17 protein-coding genes are annotated in these 18,345 nt (G+C 54.9%); 7 read left to right on the top strand and 10 right to left on the bottom strand.

The genetic code is table 11. The annotated features are described in order from the left end of the window. Positions 1 to 3: 3 nt before the first annotated feature. Both N6P30_RS14125 and fdhD read right to left on the bottom strand, forming a co-directional pair. Positions 4 to 216, bottom strand: a complete 213-nt coding sequence (locus tag N6P30_RS14125; protein WP_014072382.1) for a DUF1471 domain-containing protein — start codon at positions 214 to 216, stop codon at positions 4 to 6. A gap of 114 nt (positions 217 to 330) precedes the next feature. Continuing rightward, on the bottom strand, positions 331 to 1,167 hold the full coding sequence (fdhD, locus tag N6P30_RS14120; protein WP_023293609.1) for a formate dehydrogenase accessory sulfurtransferase FdhD: 837 nt from the start codon (positions 1,165 to 1,167) through the stop codon (positions 331 to 333). A gap of 371 nt (positions 1,168 to 1,538) precedes the next feature. Here fdhD and fdnG point away from each other — a divergent pair, with 371 nt between their 5' ends. The 5 genes from fdnG (at position 1,539) to N6P30_RS14095 (ending at position 8,202) form a co-directional block, all read left to right on the top strand. After that, entirely contained in the window at positions 1,539 to 4,589 is a 3,051-nt protein-coding gene (fdnG, locus tag N6P30_RS14115) for a formate dehydrogenase-N subunit alpha (protein ID WP_088728449.1), read from the top strand. Between the two features lie 12 nt (positions 4,590 to 4,601). After that, complete coding sequence (fdxH, locus tag N6P30_RS14110; RefSeq protein ID WP_008501831.1) at positions 4,602 to 5,504, top strand: formate dehydrogenase subunit beta; 903 nt, start codon at positions 4,602 to 4,604, stop codon at positions 5,502 to 5,504. Continuing rightward, on the top strand, positions 5,501 to 6,136 hold the full coding sequence (gene fdoI, locus N6P30_RS14105; protein WP_023293610.1) for a formate dehydrogenase cytochrome b556 subunit: 636 nt from the start codon (positions 5,501 to 5,503) through the stop codon (positions 6,134 to 6,136). The genes fdxH and fdoI overlap by 4 nt, the downstream gene beginning before the upstream one ends. Then, positions 6,133 to 7,062, top strand: coding sequence for a formate dehydrogenase accessory protein FdhE (gene fdhE, locus N6P30_RS14100; protein ID WP_008501833.1), 930 nt, complete (start codon positions 6,133 to 6,135; stop codon positions 7,060 to 7,062). The genes fdoI and fdhE overlap by 4 nt, the downstream gene beginning before the upstream one ends. A gap of 219 nt (positions 7,063 to 7,281) precedes the next feature. After that, complete coding sequence (locus N6P30_RS14095; RefSeq protein WP_008501834.1) at positions 7,282 to 8,202, top strand: alpha/beta hydrolase; 921 nt, start codon at positions 7,282 to 7,284, stop codon at positions 8,200 to 8,202. An 8-nt stretch (positions 8,203 to 8,210) separates the two neighbouring features. Here N6P30_RS14095 and fabY read toward each other — a convergent pair whose 3' ends face one another. The 6 genes from fabY to N6P30_RS14065 form a co-directional block, all read right to left on the bottom strand. Continuing rightward, positions 8,211 to 9,152, bottom strand: coding sequence for a fatty acid biosynthesis protein FabY (fabY, locus tag N6P30_RS14090; protein ID WP_008501835.1), 942 nt, complete (start codon positions 9,150 to 9,152; stop codon positions 8,211 to 8,213). Positions 9,153 to 9,196: 44 nt separating this feature from the next. Then, on the bottom strand, positions 9,197 to 9,634 hold the full coding sequence (gene dtd, locus N6P30_RS14085) for a D-aminoacyl-tRNA deacylase (protein ID WP_008501836.1): 438 nt from the start codon (positions 9,632 to 9,634) through the stop codon (positions 9,197 to 9,199). Continuing rightward, positions 9,631 to 10,512: a virulence factor BrkB family protein gene (locus N6P30_RS14080; protein ID WP_021242790.1), complete on the bottom strand. Its 882-nt coding sequence runs from the start codon at positions 10,510 to 10,512 to the stop codon at positions 9,631 to 9,633. Before N6P30_RS14080 ends, dtd begins: the two co-directional genes overlap by 4 nt. Next, the gene (gene yihX, locus N6P30_RS14075) at positions 10,506 to 11,105 is read right to left on the bottom strand and encodes a glucose-1-phosphatase (protein WP_023293612.1); all 600 of its coding nucleotides are present in this window, start codon (positions 11,103 to 11,105) and stop codon (positions 10,506 to 10,508) included. Before yihX ends, N6P30_RS14080 begins: the two co-directional genes overlap by 7 nt. Positions 11,106 to 11,193: 88 nt before the next feature. Next, positions 11,194 to 11,697: a hypothetical protein gene (locus N6P30_RS14070; RefSeq protein ID WP_225828756.1), complete on the bottom strand. Its 504-nt coding sequence runs from the start codon at positions 11,695 to 11,697 to the stop codon at positions 11,194 to 11,196. Further along, positions 11,661 to 12,404: a transcriptional regulator gene (locus tag N6P30_RS14065; RefSeq protein WP_023293614.1), complete on the bottom strand. Its 744-nt coding sequence runs from the start codon at positions 12,402 to 12,404 to the stop codon at positions 11,661 to 11,663. Before N6P30_RS14065 ends, N6P30_RS14070 begins: the two co-directional genes overlap by 37 nt. 547 nt (positions 12,405 to 12,951) lie before the next feature. Here N6P30_RS14065 and N6P30_RS14060 point away from each other — a divergent pair. Next, positions 12,952 to 13,569 (top strand): hypothetical protein, encoded by a 618-nt coding sequence (locus N6P30_RS14060; protein WP_023293615.1) that lies wholly within the window; start codon positions 12,952 to 12,954, stop codon positions 13,567 to 13,569. Between the two features lie 71 nt (positions 13,570 to 13,640). Further along, positions 13,641 to 16,505, top strand: a complete 2,865-nt coding sequence (locus N6P30_RS14055) for an autotransporter outer membrane beta-barrel domain-containing protein (protein ID WP_023293616.1) — start codon at positions 13,641 to 13,643, stop codon at positions 16,503 to 16,505. 40 nt (positions 16,506 to 16,545) lie between these two features. Here N6P30_RS14055 and N6P30_RS14050 read toward each other — a convergent pair whose 3' ends face one another. Both N6P30_RS14050 and N6P30_RS14045 read right to left on the bottom strand, forming a co-directional pair. Continuing rightward, a complete protein-coding gene (locus tag N6P30_RS14050) occupies positions 16,546 to 17,340 on the bottom strand; it encodes a DeoR/GlpR family DNA-binding transcription regulator (RefSeq protein WP_021242785.1) in 795 nt (264 codons plus the stop codon). A gap of 34 nt (positions 17,341 to 17,374) precedes the next feature. Next, positions 17,375 to 18,271: a sugar kinase gene (locus N6P30_RS14045; protein ID WP_023293617.1), complete on the bottom strand. Its 897-nt coding sequence runs from the start codon at positions 18,269 to 18,271 to the stop codon at positions 17,375 to 17,377. Positions 18,272 to 18,345: the final 74 nt, after the last annotated feature.

Genomic DNA, 18,345 nt, shown 5'->3' with positions numbered 1-18,345 from the left:
CGCTTATTTGTTCAGTTCAGCAGTCATGTGTACGCGGTTACCGGAGAATGCCTGGGTAATTTTGTATGATGACGCCCCCGCTTCCTGAGCCTGAGCCGCGATTTTCGCTTCTGCACCATCAATGGTAGAGGCGGTTGCGGTTACGGTCTGTGCAGCGAAAGAACCGAAAGAAGTAGCCAGAGCGATTACAGCGACAAAAGTTTTGATGCTTTTCATAATATAAACCCTTTCATTAAGTTGTTCAGGTAAGGCACCGTGCCTTGATGAGATAAATACTAGACCTCATCGCGAACAACTAAAAGCGGAAGGATTTGCTATTATCATTCAAAATTACTGATTAACTATTAATCGCTGTGGATGGGTATAAATGGTCGCCCTTCCCGGCTTGCAGAAACCCACCAGCGTCAGGTTGCAGCGCTCGGCCACCTCCACCGCCAGCGTCGTTGCCGCCGACACGGCAAACAGGATCTCCACCCCGCACATCGCCGATTTTTGCACCATCTCATAGCTGGCGCGGCTGGAAACGAGCGCGGCGCCCTGCTGCCAAACCTCACTTTCACGTGCACGACGACCGAGCAGCTTATCCAGCGCCACGTGGCGGCCCACGTCTTCATGCCCACCGGCAATCTCTCCCGACGGCAATACCCACGCCGCCGCGTGCGTGCAGCCGCTGAGCTGGCCGATAGGCTGTACATCGTTGAGGTGCTCAAGCGCAGGGTTGAGGTGCGCCAGATTAAAGGTCTGAGTAAACGGCAGTGGTGAAACAGGTTTGCCAATATCGTTGAGCTGCTCAACGCCGCACACGCCGCAGCCGGTACGCCCGGCCAGCGCGCGGCGACGCTCTTTCAGCCCCATAAAGCGGCGGCTGGAGAGCTCGATTTGCACTTCCAGGCCGTTGCAGGCCTGCACCACGTCCATGCCATAGATATCTTGCGGATGCTCGATGATGCCTTCCGAGAGGGAAAAACCGATGGCGAACAGCTCAAGATCTTTCGGAGACGCCATCATCACCACATGCGAGATGCCGTTGTAAACGAGCGCAACGGGCACTTCTTCGGCCAGAAAATCGGGTATGGCATTGGTTATGTGGGGCGGTCGGTGTACCGACAGTTCCACAATGCCGGCAGGCAGGGGTGACGAGTGGGGATCACGGTTTTGTTTAGACACAGCGGTATTCCTGAACAACCACGGAAGCGAGCGTGCTATTGCAGCATAAACCACAGGCTGTACGCATAGTATGGATCAACTTTTCGACAACCATTCTCCTACTCATTTAGCAGGGGTGCAACCTGCCACCGGCTACACCGCTTTAACATGCAGAGCTGTTAACGTGATCAATATCACACTTTATAATCAACATGGTGATAATACGTTCACTTTGTATTAACGCCATTAGAACAGCTGTACCGACAATGTGGTATTCTGATGATATCCCTCGTGGAATTGAGGGATTAACGCAAATTTTTTCCTTTGCGGCCATTCTTCAACCGCGAAGTCAAAACTACATATGTAAGCAATGTCGAAACAAGGAGTGACCCATGCAGGTCAGCAGAAGGCAGTTCTTTAAGATCTGCGCTGGCGGTATGGCAGGCACCACGGCAGCGGCACTGGGCTTTGCGCCCGGCGTAGCGCTGGCGGAAACGCGGCAGTATAAACTGCTGCGCACCCGTGAAACCCGTAATACCTGTACGTACTGCTCTGTCGGTTGCGGGCTGTTGATGTATAGCCTCGGCGACGGTGCTAAAAACGCCAAAGCGTCTATTTTCCATATCGAAGGCGACCCGGATCACCCGGTTAACCGCGGCGCATTGTGCCCGAAAGGGGCCGGTCTGGTGGACTTTATCCACTCCGAAAGCCGCCTGAAATTCCCTGAATACCGCGCGCCGGGCTCCGACAAATGGCAGCAAATCAGCTGGGAAGAGGCGTTTGACCGCATCGCTAAACTGATTAAAGAAGACCGCGATGCCAACTTTGTTGAGAAGAACGCCGACGGCGTCACGGTCAACCGCTGGCTCTCCACCGGGATGCTGTGTGCCTCTGCCTCCAGCAACGAAACCGGTTATTTAACCCAGAAATTTACGCGCGCACTCGGTATGCTCGCGGTCGACAACCAGGCGCGTGTCTGACACGGACCAACGGTAGCAAGTCTTGCTCCAACATTTGGTCGCGGTGCGATGACCAACCACTGGGTCGACATCAAGAACGCCAACCTCATTGTGGTGATGGGCGGTAACGCCGCTGAAGCGCACCCTGTCGGGTTCCGCTGGGCGATGGAAGCCAAAATCCACAACGGTGCGAAACTGATTGTGATCGATCCCCGCTTCACGCGTACTGCGTCAGTGGCGGATTTCTACACCCCTATTCGTTCAGGTACTGACATCACTTTCCTGTCAGGCGTACTGCTGTACCTGATGACCAACGAAAAATACAACCGCGAATACACCGAAGCTTATACCAACGCCAGCCTGATCGTGCGTGAGGATTACCACTTCGAAGATGGTCTGTTTAGCGGTTACGACGCCGAAAAACGCAAGTACGACAAAACCAGCTGGAACTACGAGCTGGATGAGAAAGGTTTTGCGAAGCGTGACACCACCCTGCAACACCCGCGCTGCGTGTGGAACCTGCTGAAAGAGCACGTCTCCCGCTACACGCCGGAGGTTGTCGAAAACATCTGCGGTACGCCGAAGGCGGACTTCCTGAAGGTGTGCGAGCTGATCGCCGAAACCAGCGCGAAAGACAAAACCGCGTCGTTCCTGTACGCCCTCGGCTGGACGCAGCACTCCATCGGCGCGCAGAACATCCGCACCATGGCGATGGTTCAGCTGCTGCTCGGCAACATGGGGATGGCAGGCGGCGGCGTGAACGCCCTGCGCGGTCACTCTAACATTCAGGGTCTGACCGACCTCGGCCTGCTGTCCCAAAGCCTGCCGGGCTATATGAACCTGCCAAGCGAGAAACAGACCGACCTGCAGACCTACCTGACGGCCAGCACGCCTAAACCGCTGCTCGAAGGCCAGGTGAACTACTGGGGCAACTATCCGAAGTTCTTCGTCTCGATGATGAAAGCGTTCTTCGGGGATAAAGCGACGGCGGAAAACAGCTGGGGCTTTGACTGGCTGCCGAAGTGGGACAAAGGCTACGACGTTCTGCAATATTTCGAGATGATGCATCAGGGCAAAGTGAACGGCTATCTGTGCCAGGGCTTTAACCCGGTTGCCTCGTTCCCGAACAAGAACAAGGTTGTTGAGTCGCTGTCGAAACTGAAGTTCCTGGTGACGATTGACCCGCTCAATACCGAAACCTCGACCTTCTGGCAGAACCACGGTGAATCGAACGACGTCGATCCGTCGAAGATTCAGACCGAAGTGTTCCGTCTGCCATCGACCTGCTTTGCGGAAGAGAACGGCTCTATCGTCAACTCCGGGCGCTGGCTGCAGTGGCACTGGAAAGGCGCGGACGCCCCGGGCATCGCCATGAACGACGGCGAGATCCTGGCCGGTATCTTCTTACGCCTGCGTAAGATGTATGCGGCTGAAGGCGGCGCGAACCCTGAGCCTGTGCTGAACATGACCTGGAACTACTCGACGCCGGAAAACCCAGCGCCGGAAGAAGTGGCGATGGAGAGCAACGGTAAGGCGCTGGCGGACGTTATCGACCCGGCCACCGGCACCGTGCTGGCGAAGAAAGGCGATCAGCTCAGTACCTTCGCGCACCTGCGTGACGACGGCACCACCTCCAGCGGCTGCTGGATCTTTGCCGGTAGCTGGACGCCGAAAGGCAACCAGATGGCCAACCGCGATAACGCCGACCCGTCGGGTCTGGGCAATACGCTGGGTTGGGCATGGGCATGGCCGCTCAACCGCCGTATCCTCTATAACCGCGCGTCCGCTGACCCGCAGGGCAACCCGTGGGATCCGAAGCGTCAGCTGCTGAAGTGGGACGGTGCGAAATGGGGCGGCGTGGATATTCCGGACTACAGCACTGCCGCACCAGGCAGCGACGTCGGGCCGTTTATCATGCAGCCTGAAGGGATGGGACGTCTGTTCGCTATCGATAAGATGGCGGAAGGTCCGTTCCCGGAACACTATGAGCCGTTTGAGACGCCGCTGGGCACCAACCCGCTGCACCCGAACGTGGTTTCTAACCCGGCAGCCCGTATCTTCAAGAGCGATTTTGAAGCGCTGGGTAAAAAGGACAAGTTCCCGTACGTGGGCACCACTTACCGTCTGACCGAGCACTTCCACTACTGGACCAAGCACGCGCTGCTTAACGCCATCGCGCAGCCGGAACAGTTTGTGGAGATCGGCGAGAAGCTGGCGAACAAGCTCGGCATTGCCCATGGCGATACCGTGAAGGTCTCCTCTAACCGCGGCTACATCAAGGCCAAGGCGGTGGTGACCAAGCGTATTCGCACGCTGAACGTTCACGGTCAGCAGGTGGATACCATCGGCATCCCAATTCACTGGGGCTATGAGGGCGTGGCGAAGAAAGGGTTCATTGCGAACACCCTGACGCCATTCGTCGGTGATGCGAACACGCAGACGCCGGAGTTTAAGGCCTTCCTCGTGAACGTGGAAAAGGTGTAACGGAGACGACTTATGGCTTATCAATCTCAAGACATTATCCGTCGTTCCGCGACTAACGGTTTCACGCCCGCGCCTCAGGCGCGGGACCACCAGCAGGAAGTGGCGAAGCTTATCGACGTGACCACCTGTATCGGCTGTAAAGCCTGTCAGGTGGCCTGCTCTGAGTGGAACGATCTGCGTGACGAAGTGGGTCACAACGTCGGGGTGTACGACAACCCGGCGGACCTGACCGCCAAGTCCTGGACGGTGATGCGTTTCTCGGAAGTGGAGCAGAACGACAAGCTGGAATGGCTTATCCGCAAAGACGGCTGTATGCACTGTGCGGATCCGGGCTGCCTGAAGGCATGTCCGTCAGAAGGGGCTATCATTCAGTATGCCAACGGCATCGTCGACTTCCAGTCCGAGCAGTGCATTGGCTGCGGCTACTGCATCGCGGGCTGTCCGTTCGACGTACCGCGCCTGAACCCGGAAGACAACCGCGTCTACAAATGCACCCTGTGCGTGGACCGCGTTACCGTCGGCCAGGAGCCTGCCTGTGTGAAGACCTGCCCAACCGGCGCCATCCACTTTGGTTCTAAAGAGGATATGAAAACGCTGGCGGCAGAGCGCGTGGGCGAGCTGAAAACCCGTGGTTACGACAATGCGGGCCTGTACGATCCGGCCGGTGTTGGCGGTACGCACGTGATGTACGTGCTGCACCACGCTGACAAGCCGAATCTGTATCACGGCCTGCCGGAGAACCCGGAAATCAGCGCTACCGTGAAGTTCTGGAAAGGCATCTGGAAACCGCTGGCAGCGGTGGGCTTTGCTGCCACCTTTGCAGCGAGCATCTTCCACTACGTCGGCGTCGGTCCGAACCGCGCGGAAGAGGAAGACGACAACCTGCATGAAGAGAAAGACGAGGTGCGCAAATGAGAAAACGTGACACCATCGTGCGCTACACCGCGCCGGAACGCATCAACCACTGGGTCACCGCCTTCTGCTTCATGCTGGCGGCGATAAGCGGGCTGGGGTTCTTCTTCCCGTCCTTTAACTGGCTGATGCAGATCATGGGGACACCACAGCTGGCGCGCATCCTGCACCCGTTTGTGGGCGTCATCATGTTCGCGTCGTTCATCATCATGTTTTTCCGCTACTGGCACCATAACCTAATCAATCGGGATGATATCTTTTGGGCGAAGAATATTCGTAAGATCGTCGTCAACGAGGAAGTGGGTGACACCGGGCGTTATAACTTCGGCCAGAAATGCGTATTCTGGGCGGCGATTATCTTCCTGGTCCTGTTGCTGGTGAGCGGCGTGAGCATCTGGCGTCCGTACTTTGCGCCTGCTTTCTCAATCCCGGTGATCCGATTCGCGCTGATGCTGCATTCATTTGCCGCAGTGGCGTTAATTGTGGTTATCATGGTGCATATCTACGCCGCCCTCTGGGTGAAAGGCACCATTACCGCGATGGTGGAGGGATGGGTCACCAGCACGTGGGCGAAGAAACATCACCCGCGCTGGTACCGTGAAGTCCGCCAGAAACAGGAAAAGTCATCTGAATGAGTATTCGCATAATCCCGCAAGATGAGCTGGGGTCGAGCGAGAAACGCACGGCGGATTATATTCCGCCGTTGTTATTCCCCAGACTCAAGAACCTCTACAACCGCCGCGCAGAGCGTCTGCGCGAGCTGGCAGAGAACAACCCGCTGGGCGATTTTCTGCGTTTTGCCGCGCTGGTCGCCCACGCGCAGGAAGTGGTGCTGTACGACCACCCGCTGCAAATGGACCTGACCGCGCGGATCAAAGAAGCCAACGCGCAGGGTAAGCCGCCGCTGGACATTCACGTCCTGCCGCGCGACAAGCACTGGCAAAAGCTGCTGCATTCGCTGATTGCCGAGCTGAAGCCGGAAATGAGCGGCACCGCGCTGGCGGTCATTGAGAATCTGGAAAAAGCGTCCGAACAAGAGCTTGAAGAGATGGCGAGCGCGCTGTTCGCGTCCGACTTCTCGCTGGTCAGCAGCGATAAGGCGCCGTTTATCTGGGCAGCCCTGTCGCTCTACTGGGCACAAATGGCCAGCCTGATCCCGGGCAAAGCTCGCGCCGAATACGGCGAGGCGCGCCAGTTCTGCCCGGTCTGCGGCTCTATGCCGGTATCGAGCATGGTGCAAATCGGTACCACTCAGGGGCTGCGCTACCTGCACTGCAACCTGTGTGAAACCGAGTGGCACGTGGTGCGCATTAAGTGCAGCAACTGCGAGCAGACCCGCGATCTGAACTACTGGTCGCTGGAGAATGAAGACGCGGCGGTGAAAGCCGAAAGCTGCGGCGACTGCGGCACCTACCTGAAGATTCTCTATCAGGAAAAGGACCCGAAAGTCGAAGCGGTGGCCGACGATCTCGCCTCGCTGATTCTGGACGCGAAGATGGAGCAGGAGGGCTTTGCCCGCAGCTCGATCAACCCGTTCCTGTTCCCGGGTGAAGGGGAGTAATTCCCTGTGACAGTGCCGGGCGGCGCGTGCTTGCCCGGCCTGTAATTCGACAGCAATACCCGCCGCCTTTCATGCCAGATACTCTCCATTCTCGTTGAGAGACGCGTTATCGCCTTTGCGAGCCGCTTTCCAGGTTGTTGCCCTCAACACTATTCTTGTTTTCTTTTGAATCAAACCAGGCTATAAAACTGTTTATCCATACAGTAAAAGGGATTATTCATGGCGCTGGAAAAGGGTATTGCACAGCTGGTTCAGGGATTTATCGCTGCAGGGCGGCCCTCGTCACGTCGCCAAAGCATTGAGGTGCGACGAGCAGGCTATATTGCCAGCACAGGGCTTGCCGGGGAGACCGAAACGCGCGTTCAGGTGGAGACGCTTGTTCTTGAGGGTCTTACCATTCGGGTATTTTCACCTCTCAATGCGCCTGAACTATTGCCTGCTGCCATCTACTACCACGGCGGATGCTTTATCAGCGGCGGCTTTGATACCCATGACAACCAGCTCCGTCAGTTAGCCTGCTACGGCAATTGCCGGGTGGTTGCGATTCAATACAGGTTGGCGCCGGAGCATACCTTCCCCGCCGCACATGACGATGCGGAAAGAGGTGCAGATCTGGTCTGGCAATATGCGGACAAACTGGGCGTGGATAAAAACCGGATTACACTTTGTGGAGACAGCGCGGGGGGACATCTTGCGCTGGTAACGGCGCTGCGGCTTAAGGCTAAAGGGCTCTGGCAGCCTGTACAGCTTATTCTTATCTACCCCATGCTCGACGCCACGGCCAGTTTTGAAAGCTATACCCTCAACGGCATGGATTACGTAATTACTCGCGATACCCTGCTGAGCGGCTATGAAATATATCTGGCTGGAGCCGACCGTAAGCATCCTGAGGTTAGCCCGCTGTGGCGAGAAGACTTCAGCGGCCTGCCAGCTGTCCATATCGTTACCGCTGAGTACGATCCGTTATGCGATGAAGGAGAGGCGCTGTTTCAACGCCTCACGGAGCAAGAAGTGACGTGTACCGCTCAGCGATGGCTGGGAGTAATACATGGCTTCTTCCAGCTTGGTGGAATTAGCCAATCAGCGCGAGATGTTATGCGGGATATCGCCGGACGGATTCAGCACGCCCGGGGAGCGTAAACAGGAGATTACTCCTCCTCGTTCCCGCCCTCTTCATACGCGCCAAAAGGCTTCGCCGGAAGAACAATGTAGGTGCCTTCAAACACCGCGCCCGGCGTTTTATCGCCAAACAGTTCGACCTGCATTTGTACGCGCGCCTTGCGACCGCGTGCCAGACGGTCAAGATCGCCACCCAGTGATCCCAGATCGGCCACGGCGGTCGGCTTGCCGCTTATCGGCGCGCTATAGCGAATGTGGGCATCGGCCAGAATGATGGTGCCGCCCAGATGGCGCTCGCGCAGCATTAGCCAGATAAGCCCCCAGCCGGTGAGCGTGGCCAGTGAGAAAAGACTTCCGGCAAACAGGGTGTGGTGCGGATTCTGGTTGCCGGTTTCCGGCATGGTGGTAATAAATTTTTGTCCGGTGTACTGCTGAATGCGTACGCCCATTTTTTCGCTGAGCGGAATGTGCTGATACCAGGCCTGCTGCAGCTGTCCGCACCAGTCGGCGCGATGCAGAATATCGTCCAGCGTGGCGATGGGTTTGATCATCAAAAAATGACGAATCGGGGTGGTTTGCGGGGTTGTGATTTCACCCTGATTCACAAAACCGAGTTTAGCGAAGAATTCCACGGCATCTTCGCGGGCGCTACAGGTGACGCGCTTAACGCCTTCCTGGCGGGCGACGGATTCCAGGGTCATCGCCATTAGCGTCCCCAGACCTTTGTCCTGCACGGAGGGATGAACCGCCATAAAGCGAATAGACGCTTCGTTATCGGCGTTGATATACAAACGCCCGACGGCCACAAGGTTGCCCTCTTCGTCCATCACCATCTGATGGTGGGCCATCGCGTCCCAGGCGTCGCGCTCAGAGCCTTTTGGCTGATGTAATGGCTTGCGTAGCATTTCCCAGCGGAACTGGTAATAAGCGTCTAACTCTTCTTCCGTTTGCGGTACTCGAAGGTGATACATAGCTGTACTCTCTCTTGTTACCCGCGGCCATGCCGTAAGTATGCTCATACCTGGAGCCAGAATGTGACGGGGCCATCGTTCACCAGCGATACCTGCATATCTGCAGCGAATCGTCCGGTTTGCGTATTCATTTCCTGCTGGCGACAACGCTCAACAAAGTACTCGTAAAGTGCTTCTGCACGATCCGGCGCGGCGCCTTTCGAGAAACTCGGGCGCATGCCGCGCTCGGTATCCGCTGCCAGCGTAAACTGGGAAACCACCAGCACGCTGCCGCCCGCCTGCTGGACGTTCAGGTTCATCTTGCCTTCCGCATCGCTGAAAATACGGTAGCCCAGCACGCGCTCACACAAGCGGTTGGCTTTTTGTTCGTCATCATCCTTTTCGACACCTAACAACACCAAAAGTCCTGGGCCAATTTCACCCGTCACCTCTCCCTCCACGGTGACGCTGGCACGGGTTACGCGCTGTATCAATGCAATCATGGTTGGTCTGCTTCTTGTTGTTTTTCAGCTTCTGCTGCTTTTTTAAGTTCGCGGTATACACCGAGAGTGACAGTTATTTCAGCACCAAGCAAGACGATACACCAGGTCCAGTAGACCCAGACAAACAAAATGGGGATCACCGCCAGCACGCCGTAAATCAGCTGATAGGACGGAAACATGGTGATGTAAAGGGCAAACCCTTTCTTACCGAGCTCAAAGAGCAACGCCGCCACCAGCGCCCCCACGACCGCATCGCGGTTAGGCACGCGCGTGGTCGGCACCACGCTATAGAGCAGCCAGAACGAGAGCCACGACAGGATCAACGGAAAGATGCGAAGCACATTATCAATCACGCCGTTTAAATCGCTCGCCCAGCGCAGGGAGAGCAGATACGAACTGATCGCGAGGCTCGCCCCGGCCAGCAGCGGCCCCAGCGTGAGGATCATCCAGTACACGGCAAAGGAATAGACCTTTGGCCGCGCTTTTTTACTCCGCCAGATCGTGTTCAGCGCGTTATCGATGGCGTACATCAACAGCAGCGCGGTGACAATAAGACCGCATGCCCCCACTGCCGTCATCTTGCTGGAGTTAGCAACAAACTGCTCAATGTAGTTCTGGATGACATCCCCGGTTGCCGGAATGAAATTCGCGAAGACAAAATGACGAAGCTGCAGGCTGACATCCGCAAACATCGGAAAGGCGGAAAACAGGGCAAAGATGACTGCCACCAGAGGCACTAATGAGAGCAACGACACGTAGGCGAGGTTACCCGCCAGCGTGGTCATATTGTCCTCATCAATCCGATGCCAGAGCAGTTTCAGCCAGGCCCGCAGTGGGCGAGTATGGTGCGTGGCTTTTTGATGAACGGTTTTTAGCATAGCTGCTTCGCAAAGTAGTCTGGTATCGTCTCTTTTCCGGTCACCAGAATTGACGTAATACCCAACTGGTTAGCTCCCTCTATATTATCGGCGTTGTCGTCGAAAAAGACCGCATCGGCCGCGGTGAATCCCTCTACCTGCAGAACAGCCTGATAGATTCGCGCTTCAGGCTTACGCATCCCCATCTCCTGCGAGAGGTAGATCTTATCTGCCGCCGCCTTAACTTCAGGGTACTCCTCAGGCCAGAACGTGGTGTGCAGACGGTTGGTGTTTGACAGCACAACGACCCGATGCCCCTGCTCGCGCAGTTTGTGCATGATGTCGATCACCTCAGGGCGAACCGCCACAAATACCGCCTGCCAGCCGTGGGAAAACTGTTCATAGCTTAACGAAAGCCCCATCTCCTGGCAGAAACGTTCAGCGAATGCTTCATCGCTGATTTCACCGCGCTCATGCTGGTGGAAGGTCTCGCCCATCGCGAAGTTCTGCTTTAAGGTCGCCAGCGGCACGCGGCTAAAATCACTCCATGCACCCAACACGCGATTAAAATCGATATCGACGATGACGTTTCCTAAATCAAAGATATAAAGCATGTTTATCTCCTGCTCGCCGTGGAGAGGTAACTGTAGCGGGAATAAAGAGATTTGACTATGGATGCGGTCTAAGGTGTGCGATCGATTTTTACGGCGCGTTTTTACGACAGTAAAGCGAAGGGACGTTTGACGCGGCAAAAATCCAGGCCCCCCGATACTCATCGATCATCAGGCTCAGCTCCCTACCCGGCGTGCGGTAAAAACCCGGTAGCGTTGCGTTGATATCAGCCTCATCCGCATTATCGGCAAAGGTTTTAACAATACGATTGTTATTTAACACGCGCGCGTTCTCATGGTCACTGTAGTGAAAATAGATGGTACGATTAACTTCAGTAACCGTTTGACCAAATAATTTACCGTTAATAACCGTAGACCCCTCCCGATGCTGCATCCGCCAGGAAACCGTACCCACAAATCGGTTTTTACCAATCGTCCATTCCACATCTCCCGTACAGCGTATCGGCGTACTCGATAAATGCGAATAAGCTAACCAGCCACTGCTGACAGCGGCCGCCAGAAATGCCGCCAGCAAAATGATACGGTTCCGGAGAGTCATCATTTTTCGTGCGCCCAAAAATAATGGGTGGTACATAACGCCGTCGCGTCCCTTCGCGCATCGTTATTACAGACAAACGCCGCGATTCGCTCCGTTTTACTATAGCCGACGAGAAAAACGTATCGTTTTTCGGCACACAGACCGGGATTATTGTTTAGCAGGCGCACGTAATGATCCTGAATATGTTCGTTAGGTGCATAAAAAAGTTGGCAGGCCTGGGTCGTGCTGCCCGCTGAAAGGGGAATGTAGTGACTAAACGGCATGTTCTGGTGCTTTTTATATAATATTCCCCCGTTGATAAGCGCGATCAACAAAAGCGTTGCGGTCGTTATTATCAGCCAGGCTGGCCTCTGCCTCGCGGCGCCATTGGCAACGAGCACGTCTTTATTGGCTATGACTGGCTCAGCGGTTGGAAAAAATAACTCAACCTCGGTAGCCTCGGAAAGCATAAGCCCGCGACGCGAAATCGTTTTTACCGTATCGCGCGGTAAGCCCACCTCAGCGAGGGCATTGCGTAATGTCAAAATAGCCTGGTAAAAGGTATTCGGCGTAGTGACGTCATTGCGCTCCCCCCATCCCACCACCATTAACTGGTTTTGCGAAATTATTTCTCCGGGATGGGTGATGAGATAAAGAAAACAGAGGTTGGCAGGAAGCTGCAATTGTATCGAGCGCCCGGTAATATGATTTACCAGGTTTTTGTTTTCTGGATCATACTCGACCAATTTGTTAATAAGATACAATTTTCCTTTCCTCAGCAATAACAACCCTTAACTATATACACCAGAAAGATATACGTATATTTAACAACAGTATAGGTCAGAAGGATCAGGACGCGATACCACCCCAACTAAGATTAAGAATAACACATTGTTTTTCAATCAGTTAAAAGGCAGTTTTCTTAGGTTTCTCTCATCTAAAACGACATAATGAGATTTCATTACACTTCGCCCGGCCCACTCATTATATTGAGCCCCAAGTCGCGAAAAGACTGTCGTTACAGCCGATTTAAGAAACGAATCTTTAGCTATTAGTGCTATTTCGTAAATCGTCCTCCGGGATTTTTTTTGTCGAATAATCTTAAGGGGCTGAAGAATAGTCCTGGAATACGATGGCCAAAGTATGTCCTTTCGCTATGGCTACGGCCTGAAAAAATAGACATCACCAGGAATTTATATTCTTCATCACTATTTATCATAAACAAGAGAGGGGCACGGGATATGTTTCAAGATTGACACATTTGGATGGCAGTGAAATATTGACAGTGAAAATAAGACAGGAGTGGACTGGATGATGACATCGTCGCATAAGGTTGTCCGCTGTATGAGCTGTGAATTGTCCTGTCAGTTATTTCCAGATAACGCAGTACGTTCACAATATTGTGGAAATGCCTCATTCGCAGTTTGGCCTGGTGGTAACCATTTCCTGCAGATTGCAGTAGAAAATAAAATATTGCAAGGAAACAAGAATCACTTATTACGCGGCTTTATATTTGTAGACTTTTCGTTTTGCAACCTGCGCGTACTTGCCGATCCGCAATGGATTGAACGTCTGGTGAGAACTAACATGAACATCGTGATTATCACAGACCGCAAGCTGGAAGCATTGGCCAATTATTTTTTCATGCAGCGCAGTGAAATAAAGGGAATTATTTACTCGAATGACAACGACATTATATTAAAGGAAAAAATCAGCCATCTTTTCTCCGGGAGACGGTTAAAGAGCAGACGCGGCAGCATGTTGAACGCTGTTGAATTTACGTTACTGAACAGATTTTTGTCAGGTGCTTGCCTCCAGGAGATTATAAAATCAGACGGCATTGATGTTAAAAAAATTTATGTTCATAAAATACGACTTGAGAGGAAGTTAGGCACCAGTATTCATAAAATTCTCGTTTCTATTTTGTAATTTCAACCTGTTTACCTACCCACATTTAATGGTGTGGAGGATGTTCTACGCCTGAAAGAAAGGGGGCAGTCATGCCATATTTAATGAAACACTCACCAGTCGCCGCTGCGATTTCACTGGCGTTAACGTCAGCACTATTTACCACACATGCAGCGGTAATAGATTTTGCTAATTTAGCTGCCTCCGGAGCGGTAACGGATTTACCTGCAGAAATACAGGCACTGATACCTGCAACGGCAAACGCGAACTTTAGCAAAAATACCGGCGATCCTAACTATGTCTACCAGTACAGCCCGGGGAATATCCCGATTTACGGAGATGGGATCACCCTCGAAGGGCCTGGGGCGGAAGCCTTTGAGCATTCCGTTACCGTTATTCAGAACTCCACATCCGGCAGCCCGGGGGTGATATTTGGTGACGATCTGACTATTCGCACCCAGTCAAAAGTGGCTGCCAATAATGGTAAAGACGTCGACGGTATTCGTACCCACGGGATGAACACGCCGGCCAACCCGGTATTTATCATTACCGGCGACCGCACCCACATCTACGTTAATGGCCAAAGCGGTGACGGCATCAATGCCGGGTACAGCTCCTTCAGTCAGGGTTCTCTCGGCTCCGCCAATATTTATGTGGGTGACGATCTCTATATCGAAACCACGGGCAGCACCGGGCGCGGGATTAGCGCTTATGCACTGAATGATGCCTCAAAGGCAAAAAATAACGTTATCGTCGGCGATCGTGCGCATATTGTGACGCGCGGGACTTACGCTGAGGGCATTCGTACCAACCAGAGCGGCTCTTACGTCCGGCTGGGCGATGAGGCGACCATCGAAACGTACGGCACATCGGCCTATGGCCTGTACGCGGGTTCTGCGTCAAAAATTGAGCTAGGCAAAAGCGCGACGATTACCACCGACGCGGCCAGTGCCTCCGGGGTTTATTCTACCGGCTCGTCAACCATCACCCTTGATGAAGGCGCCACCATTACGACCAACGGTGCCAGTGCGCACGGCGTCTACGCTTACACCGGTGCGGTGAATCTGGGAGATAACGTCACCATTGCGGTAAACAGCAGCGAGAAAACCAGCAGCTCCGCGCAGGCGCCGCACGGGATGTATGCCTGGTCGCGCGGCGTGATAGCGCTCGCGGGTGGTGCAACCATTACCACCGCAGGCCAGCGCGACAGCGGTAGCTATGCCCTGAACGCCAGTAACGGCGGGGTGATTGATGCGTCCGCAGGAGGCAAGTTCATCCTCAACGGCGATATCCTTTCCGCAGGCGGCGTCGCGGCCACCAGCGCGCTTCCGGCACAAAACAGTACCATTACGCTGACTATGGATGACAACTCCCTGTGGAACGGGGCATCCTTCATTGAGAGCAACGCCGCGGGTACCGGTACTATCGCACTGACGATGAATGATGCCGTCTGGAATCTGCGCGACAGCTCCACGCTGACCAGCCTGACGCTGAATGCGGGCGGCACGATTAATTTCCAGCATGCAGAGGACGCGGCGTGGCAAACGCTGACCATCAAGGATGATTTTATCGGCAACGGCGGCAAGCTGGCTTTCAATACCGTGCTGTTTGACGACACTTCGGAAACGGACAAACTGATCGTTGAAGGCAACACCTCCGGTCATACCGGGGTGGAAGTGAATAACATTGGCGGTGCCGGCGCGCAAACCGTAGAAGGGATTGAAATTGTCAGCGTTGGCGGCAACTCTGAGGGGACGTTTGAGAAGGCCAGCCGTATCGTGGCGGGGGGCTATGACTATAACGTTGTGCAAAAAGGTAAAAACTGGTTTTTGACCAGCCTGGTCGAGCCCGTTGATCCTGTAGACCCACCGGTCGACCCCGTAGATCCACCTGTTGACCCAGTGGACCCGGTAGATCCGCCCGTTGACCCGGTGATCCCGCCGCAAGAGCCGGTCCCCCCAGCCGCACCACCGAAAAGCGAGCACCAGTATCGCCCGGAATTTGGCAGCTATCTGGCAAACAGCTATGCGGCCAATACGCTGTTTATGACCCGTCTGCACGATCGTCTGGGTGAAACGCAATACACCGACATGCTTACGGGCGAGCAGAAAGTGACGAGCCTGTGGATGCGTAACGTCGGCGGTCATACGCGTTTTAACGACGGCAGCGGCCAGCTAAAAACGACCGCCAATCGCTACGTGCTGCAGCTGGGTGGCGATGTCGCCCAGTGGAGCACCGATGGCCTGGACCGTTGGCATCTTGGCCTGATGGCAGGCTACGGCAACAGCCAGAGCCGGAGCGCTTCCAGCCTGACCGGCTACCGCTCACGCGGTGAAGTGAATGGCTATAGCGTCGGTCTGTATGGTACCTGGTACGCAAACGAGGCGGATAAAAGTGGCACCTACGTTGATAGCTGGGTGCTGTATAACTGGTTCGACAATAAGGTAATGGGGCAGGATCAGGCCACTGAGAGTTATCGTTCCAGCGGCGTGACCGCCTCTGTTGAAGCGGGCTATAGCGTTAAGGTGGGCGAAAGCGACCGCAACAGCTACTGGATCCAGCCGAAAGCGCAGGCCGTTTGGATGGACGTGCAGGCTGACGATCATCGCGAGCGCAACGGCACGCGGGTGAAAGACGAAACCCAGGGCAACCTGATGACACGTCTCGGCGTGAAGGCCTACATCAGCGGACATAACGCGATTGACGACGGTAAATCACGGACCTTCCAGCCGTTTATCGAAGCGAACTGGATCCACAACACCCAGACCACGCGTATCCGCATGGATGACGTCAGCAATGACATGCGTGGTACGCGCAATATCGGTGAACTCAAGACCGGCGTAGAGGGGCAGATTACGCCGCAGCTTAGCGTATGGGGCAACGTGGCTCAGCAGATAGGCGATAAAGGCTACAGCGATACGCAGGGGATGTTAGGGGTGAAATACAGCTTTAAATAACAATATTTAAGCCGCTGTTTGCTCAGCGGCTTTTTTTGCTTCAGGCAATATCATCGCTGGTACTGGCCAGGATGATTTCAACCTTACTGGATTTCAGGTGAGTTTGCAGAGCCGAGCCAGGCATCTCATCGGTGAAGAGTGCCGTGGCCTGCGCCACGTTGCCAATCTCTACCGCAGCGGATGCGGTAAATTTCGTATGATCGGCTGCGAGCAGAATGTGGCGAGCGTGGGCGATCATGGTTTTCACCACGCTGGCTTCATTGACGTCAAACTCCATCATCGCGCCGTCGTGCTCAATTGCCCCCACGCTGGTCACGAGATAATCCGCCCGAAAACCAGACACAAACGCCGTTGCCGCAGGCCCGATAATCCCGCCATTGTGCGGGCGCAGCGTGCCGCCAGGCACCATCACTTCAAAGCGCGGATTCTTATACAGAATATGCGCCACCCGCAGGCTGTTGGTGATAATGCGCAGGTGGTTATGGTTGAGCAGCGCCCGGGCAACGTGCTCCACGGTCGTGCCGATGGTGATGAAAATAGTCGAGCCATCGGGAATATAGTCCGCAATGGCTTCGGCAATCGCCCGCTTCTCTTCGGTAAGCGAGACTTCACGCTGCTCGAACGCCGTGTTCACCACGCTGGATGCCCTGCCCGCCCCGCCATGATGACGCGTGATCAGCCCCTGCTCGCTGAGCTTACGGATATCCCGGCGCACGGTTTGCGTGGAGACATCCAGCAGCTGCGCCAGTTCATCAATGTTCATATAGCCGCGATCGGCAATCAGCGTCAGCAGCTGATCGTGACGCGGGTTGCCGGTCAGTTCGGTAAGGCTCATGGGCTGTCCTCTGAAAACCATCACGCCCCGCATTTTATACAAAAAGTGACAAAAAAGAGCGGGTTTGATCACAGTCAGGTATACCCGCGCGTCCACCGGGCTTCGTGCATTTCAGCGCTGCGACGGCGCTGGCAAAACGCACGGCGTCTGCGGCGGGCAATTGTTGCCCCAGACTGACCGCCAGCGCACCGTGGAACACGTCGCCCGCCCCGGTGGTATCCACCACGTTCACCTCAAAGCCGGGCTGATGGCACAATGCGCCGTTTTCCAGCCAGAAGCACCCGTCTCGCCCCTGCGTAACATACACATGTCCATTTGTGAGCGTTTGTGCTTTTCTCAGGGAATTTTCTGTTTCGTCCCGCTGCGTAAGGCGCCGCAGCCCCGGCGCGGAGAAGGCCGCGTGGTCGCTTAAGGCGATCAGCTCCGCGATGTCCTGCGGGGTAACATCTGCATCCAGCAACGTCGGAACGCCCTGCTGACGGGCCAGGGTAAATGCCTGTTTTGCCCCGTCATGCCAGCGCACATCGGCTAAGACAATATCCCACTGAGAGAAGTCGATTTCATGCAGCCAGTCTGCCGCCGCAGGGAGATCGGGGCTGGGGTAGTTGGCAATCACGCGCTCTCCGCCTGCGTCCACCAGCACCGCCGATTGTGACGATCGGGCACCCTTAAACTCGCGCGTGTAGCGGGTCTTCACCCCCAGGGATTCCAGCTCCGCCAGCAGCCGTCTGCCGGTATCGTCATCACCCACCCGGCCAATAAAATCCACTTCCGCGCCCAGTTTCGCCGCCGCCACTGCCGCCGTTGCCGCCGGGCCGCCGCCCACCTCCGTATAGTCCTTTGCGACATATTTCCCACCTTCCTTTGGTAAATCATCGAGATACCAGATGCGATCCAGCACGGTAATGCCGACACAAACGATGCGAGTCATGGTGATTCCTTCTGCGATTTCTGATGCCTTCATTTTAATTTCATCAAATGTTTAAAAAGTGACCCGTGTCAATT

This window comes from Enterobacter sp. PL1, from assembly GCF_945957325.1.
Taxonomy (GTDB): Bacteria; Pseudomonadota; Gammaproteobacteria; order Enterobacterales; family Enterobacteriaceae; genus Enterobacter; species Enterobacter roggenkampii.
This window is presented reverse-complemented; position numbering and strand designations above follow the sequence as displayed.

Coding starts and splice junctions, on each gene's coding strand:
- N6P30_RS14095 (WP_008501834.1), top strand. CDS start 7,282: ATGGCGCTGGAAAAGGGTATTGCACAGCTGGTTCAGGGATTTATCGCT.
- dtd (WP_008501836.1), bottom strand. CDS start 9,634: ATGATTGCATTGATACAGCGCGTAACCCGTGCCAGCGTCACCGTGGAG.
- N6P30_RS14070 (WP_225828756.1), bottom strand. CDS start 11,697: ATGTACCACCCATTATTTTTGGGCGCACGAAAAATGATGACTCTCCGG.
- N6P30_RS14050 (WP_021242785.1), bottom strand. CDS start 17,340: ATGAGCCTTACCGAACTGACCGGCAACCCGCGTCACGATCAGCTGCTG.
- fdoI (WP_023293610.1), top strand. CDS start 5,501: ATGAGAAAACGTGACACCATCGTGCGCTACACCGCGCCGGAACGCATC.
- yihX (WP_023293612.1), bottom strand. CDS start 11,105: ATGCTTTATATCTTTGATTTAGGAAACGTCATCGTCGATATCGATTTT.
- fabY (WP_008501835.1), bottom strand. CDS start 9,152: ATGTATCACCTTCGAGTACCGCAAACGGAAGAAGAGTTAGACGCTTAT.
- fdxH (WP_008501831.1), top strand. CDS start 4,602: ATGGCTTATCAATCTCAAGACATTATCCGTCGTTCCGCGACTAACGGT.
- N6P30_RS14055 (WP_023293616.1), top strand. CDS start 13,641: ATGCCATATTTAATGAAACACTCACCAGTCGCCGCTGCGATTTCACTG.
- N6P30_RS14125 (WP_014072382.1), bottom strand. CDS start 216: ATGAAAAGCATCAAAACTTTTGTCGCTGTAATCGCTCTGGCTACTTCT.
- fdhE (WP_008501833.1), top strand. CDS start 6,133: ATGAGTATTCGCATAATCCCGCAAGATGAGCTGGGGTCGAGCGAGAAA.
- N6P30_RS14045 (WP_023293617.1), bottom strand. CDS start 18,271: ATGACTCGCATCGTTTGTGTCGGCATTACCGTGCTGGATCGCATCTGG.
- N6P30_RS14080 (WP_021242790.1), bottom strand. CDS start 10,512: ATGCTAAAAACCGTTCATCAAAAAGCCACGCACCATACTCGCCCACTG.
- N6P30_RS14060 (WP_023293615.1), top strand. CDS start 12,952: ATGATGACATCGTCGCATAAGGTTGTCCGCTGTATGAGCTGTGAATTG.